Origin of the sequence: Actinomadura sp. KC345, assembly GCF_004348515.1 — a bacterium.
Taxonomy (GTDB): Bacteria; Actinomycetota; Actinomycetes; order Streptosporangiales; family Streptosporangiaceae; genus Spirillospora.
Genome location: NZ_SMKH01000497.1, coordinates 1 through 3,153, shown reverse-complemented (window position 1 = coordinate 3,153; position 3,153 = coordinate 1). Strand labels below are relative to the sequence as shown.

Sequence of the window (3,153 nt, the reverse complement as noted above, 5' to 3'; positions counted from 1 at the left end):
GCCGGTGCCTCCGCGGAGGCCGGGGGGCCGGGCTCGGAAGCCGCGTCCTGCCGCGGCTCCTGGGGGGCAAAGCTCTGTCGATCGTCTCGCCTACGGGACCCGGGACGGTCTCCGAACAAGGCGGTCCTTCCGACGGTCGCACGCGCATGGACACGCGCACGAACTGTTTCCACCCTTGGATCCGGCCCCGCCACCCGCAGGTCGGACGGTCCCGGATCCGGGCCGGCACCGCGTCCTTCGCGCATGTTCACGGGGGGCTGCGCTCCGGCCGGGCACCGCTCGGGGTGCTTACGGGGAGCCACAATGCCTGAGGTCGAGGGATGCTCCGCAACCGAAACGAGACAAATGCTGCCGGTGGGACCGTTGTCAACTCGACCGCGACCTCACCGAAACTCCGTGGGGACCAGGGGGTCTTCGCCGCCGGGCGGGCGGATGTGACCTTCATCACCAACGAACGGAACGAGGTTTAATGATCACGTTGCGTAGGACTCCGGCCGCGCGCCGCGTCAACGACGGACCCCGGCGGCCCATCCGGCCACCGGGGTCCCTGTCGAGTTCCCTCTGTGCGCCCGCCTCAGGCGCCCGCTCCTAGACGCCCACGTCTCCGAGCATGTCGGTCACCAGGGCGGCGATCGGCGACCGCTCCGACCGCGTCAGCGTCACGTGCGCGAACAGCGGATGGCCCTTGAGCCGCTCCACCACCGCCGCGACGCCGTCGTGGCGGCCGACGCGCAGGTTGTCGCGCTGCGCCACGTCGTGGGTCAGCACGACCCGCGACCCCGCGCCGATCCGCGACAGGACGGTCAGCAGCACCCCCCGCTCCAGCGACTGGGCCTCGTCCACGATCACGAACGCGTCGTGCAGCGACCGGCCCCGGATGTGGGTGAGCGGCAGGACCTCCAACATGTCACGGTCCACGACCTCGTCGATGACCTCCGGCGTCGTCACCGCCGACAGGGTGTCGTAGACGGCCTGGCCCCATGGCGACATCTTCTCGTTCTCGGTGCCCGGCAGGTAGCCGAGCTCCTGGCCGCCGACCGCGTACAGGGGCCGGAACACCACGACCTTGCGGTGCCGCCGGTGTTCCATCACGGCCTCCAGCCCCGCGCACAGGGCGAGGGCCGACTTGCCGGTACCGGCCCGGCCGCCGAGCGAGACGATGCCGACGTCCTCGTCCATCAGCAGGTCCAGCGCGATCCGCTGCTCGGCGGACCGGCCGCGGAGCCCGAAGACCTCCCGGTCGCCCCGCACCAGCTTCACGGACTTGTCCGGCTGCGTCCGGCCGAGCGCCGAGCCCTTCTCCGACAGCAGCCGCAGCCCGGTGTGGCACGGCAGATCGCGCGCCTGCTCCATGTCCGCGCTGCCCGTCTCGAACATCTCCCCGACGAGCGCCGCGGGCACCTCCAGCTCGCGCATCCCGGTCCAGCCGGACTCCACGACCGCCAGCTCCGCCCGGTACTCCTCGGCGGCCAGGCCGACCGCGGACGCCTTCACCCGCATCGGCAGGTCCTTGGAGACCAGCACGACGTCCCGGCCCTCGTGGGCCAGCCACGCCGCGACCGACAAGATCCGGGTGTCGTTGTCGCCCAGCCGGAAACCGTCCGGCAGCACGCTCGGGTCGGAGTGGTTCAGCTCGACGCGGAGCGTGCCGCCCTGGTCGCCGAGCGGCCCCTCGACCGATACGGCCTCGTCCAGCCGGCCGTGCCGGAGACGAAGGTCGTCGAGCGTGCGGAGGGCCTGCCGGGCGAAGTATCCGAGCTCGTGGTGGTGGCGCTTGGCCTCCAGCTCGGAGATGACGACGATGGGGAGTACGACCTCGTGCTCGGCGAACCGGGTCATCGCCCCGGGGTCGGCGAGCAGGACACTGGTGTCGAGGACGTACGTGCGCCGGTCCGGGGCGGGTGCCCCGGAGTCGTTCCCGGACTGGCCGGGACGGCGCGCGGAGGTTGTGGCCACACGATCTCCCTGATGATGGGGGACGTACCGGTGGCGCGACGGCGGCCTGGAGCGGTCGAGGGCCGACCGCGGGAAGGCCGACCGTGAGGGCGGCCGTCAGGTGCCGTAGCGCCGGTGCCGCGCGGCGTAGGAGCGCACCGCCCGGAGGAAGTCCACCTTGCGGAAGTCCGGCCAGTGGACCTCGCAGAAGTGGAACTCCGAGTGGGCGCTCTGCCAGAGCATGAAGCCGGAGAGACGCTGCTCCCCCGAGGTGCGGATGACCAGGTCCGGATCCGGCTGGCCGCGCGTGTAGAGATGCTCCGCGATGTGCTCCACGTCGAGGGACTCGGCGAGTTCCTCGATGCTGGTGCCCCGGCTCGCCTGCTCGATGAGCAGTGAGCGCACCGCATCAGCGATCTCACGCCTACCTCCATACCCAACCGCGACGTTCACAATCAGGCCGGGAGCACCGGATGTGGCCTCACCCGCATCTTTAAGGACGCGTGCGGTCTTATCGGGCAGCAGGTCGAGGGCGCCGACGGGCTTGACGTTCCAGCCGTCGGAGGCGAGCTTGCCGACGGTGTTCTCGATGATCTCCAGCAGCGGTTCCAGCTCGGCGGCCGGGCGGTTCAGGTTGTCGGTGGACAGCAGCCAGAGCGTGACGAGCTCGACCCCGGCCTCGGCGCTCCACTGGAGCAGCTCGGAGATCTTCGCGGCGCCGCGCTGGTGCCCGGAGTTGACGTCGGCCAGGCCCATCGCCCTGGCCCAGCGCCGGTTCCCGTCCAGGATCACGCCGATGTGGCGGGGCGTGACATCGGCCGGAATCGACGCCTCGACCCGGCGTTCGTACATCCGGTAGACCACGTCGCGGACGGCCGCGTACGGGCCGCTGCGGCGGACGGCGGAGGTCAGCCGCCCGTCCTCGGAGGGACGGCGGCGCCCGTCCTCCCCCCGCTCCCCGCGCGACGACCTGCCGCGTGGCTCTTCCGTACGCCGAACCCGCATGTGGGCTTCCCTTCGAGCGACCGTCCTGGACGGAAAGACGCTCAATTATGGCCCGAGGTTCATACTTCTTCTCCCGTTCCGGGCGTACGCGCTACCCGGCGGGCGGTTCCCGACGGCCACGCCTCCCCTGGCCGGCGCGAACTCCCGTGAGGGGGCGACCCCCCACACCCCCCGGAACCGCCCGGTCTCCGGTGGGGGGGCGACCCCCCACAC

At 71.5% G+C, this 3,153-nt stretch carries 2 protein-coding genes; both read right to left on the bottom strand.

The window, feature by feature from the left end:
- Nucleotides 1-588 precede the first annotated feature (588 nt).
- Nucleotides 589-1,956 carry a PhoH family protein gene (locus E1281_RS38805; protein WP_131884680.1) on the bottom strand — a complete coding sequence of 456 codons (1,368 nt, stop codon included), beginning with the start codon at nt 1,954-1,956 and terminating at the stop codon, nt 589-591.
- Between the two features lie 96 nt (nt 1,957-2,052).
- Entirely contained in the window at nt 2,053-2,940 is an 888-nt protein-coding gene (locus E1281_RS38800; RefSeq protein WP_131884679.1) for an isoprenyl transferase, read from the bottom strand.
- Nucleotides 2,941-3,153: the final 213 nt, after the last annotated feature.

Bases quoted from the DNA above. Each gene is read 5' to 3' on its own strand.
- E1281_RS38800 (WP_131884679.1), bottom strand. From the start codon at position 2,940: ATGCGGGTTCGGCGTACGGAAGAGCCACGCGGCAGGTCGTCGCGCGGG.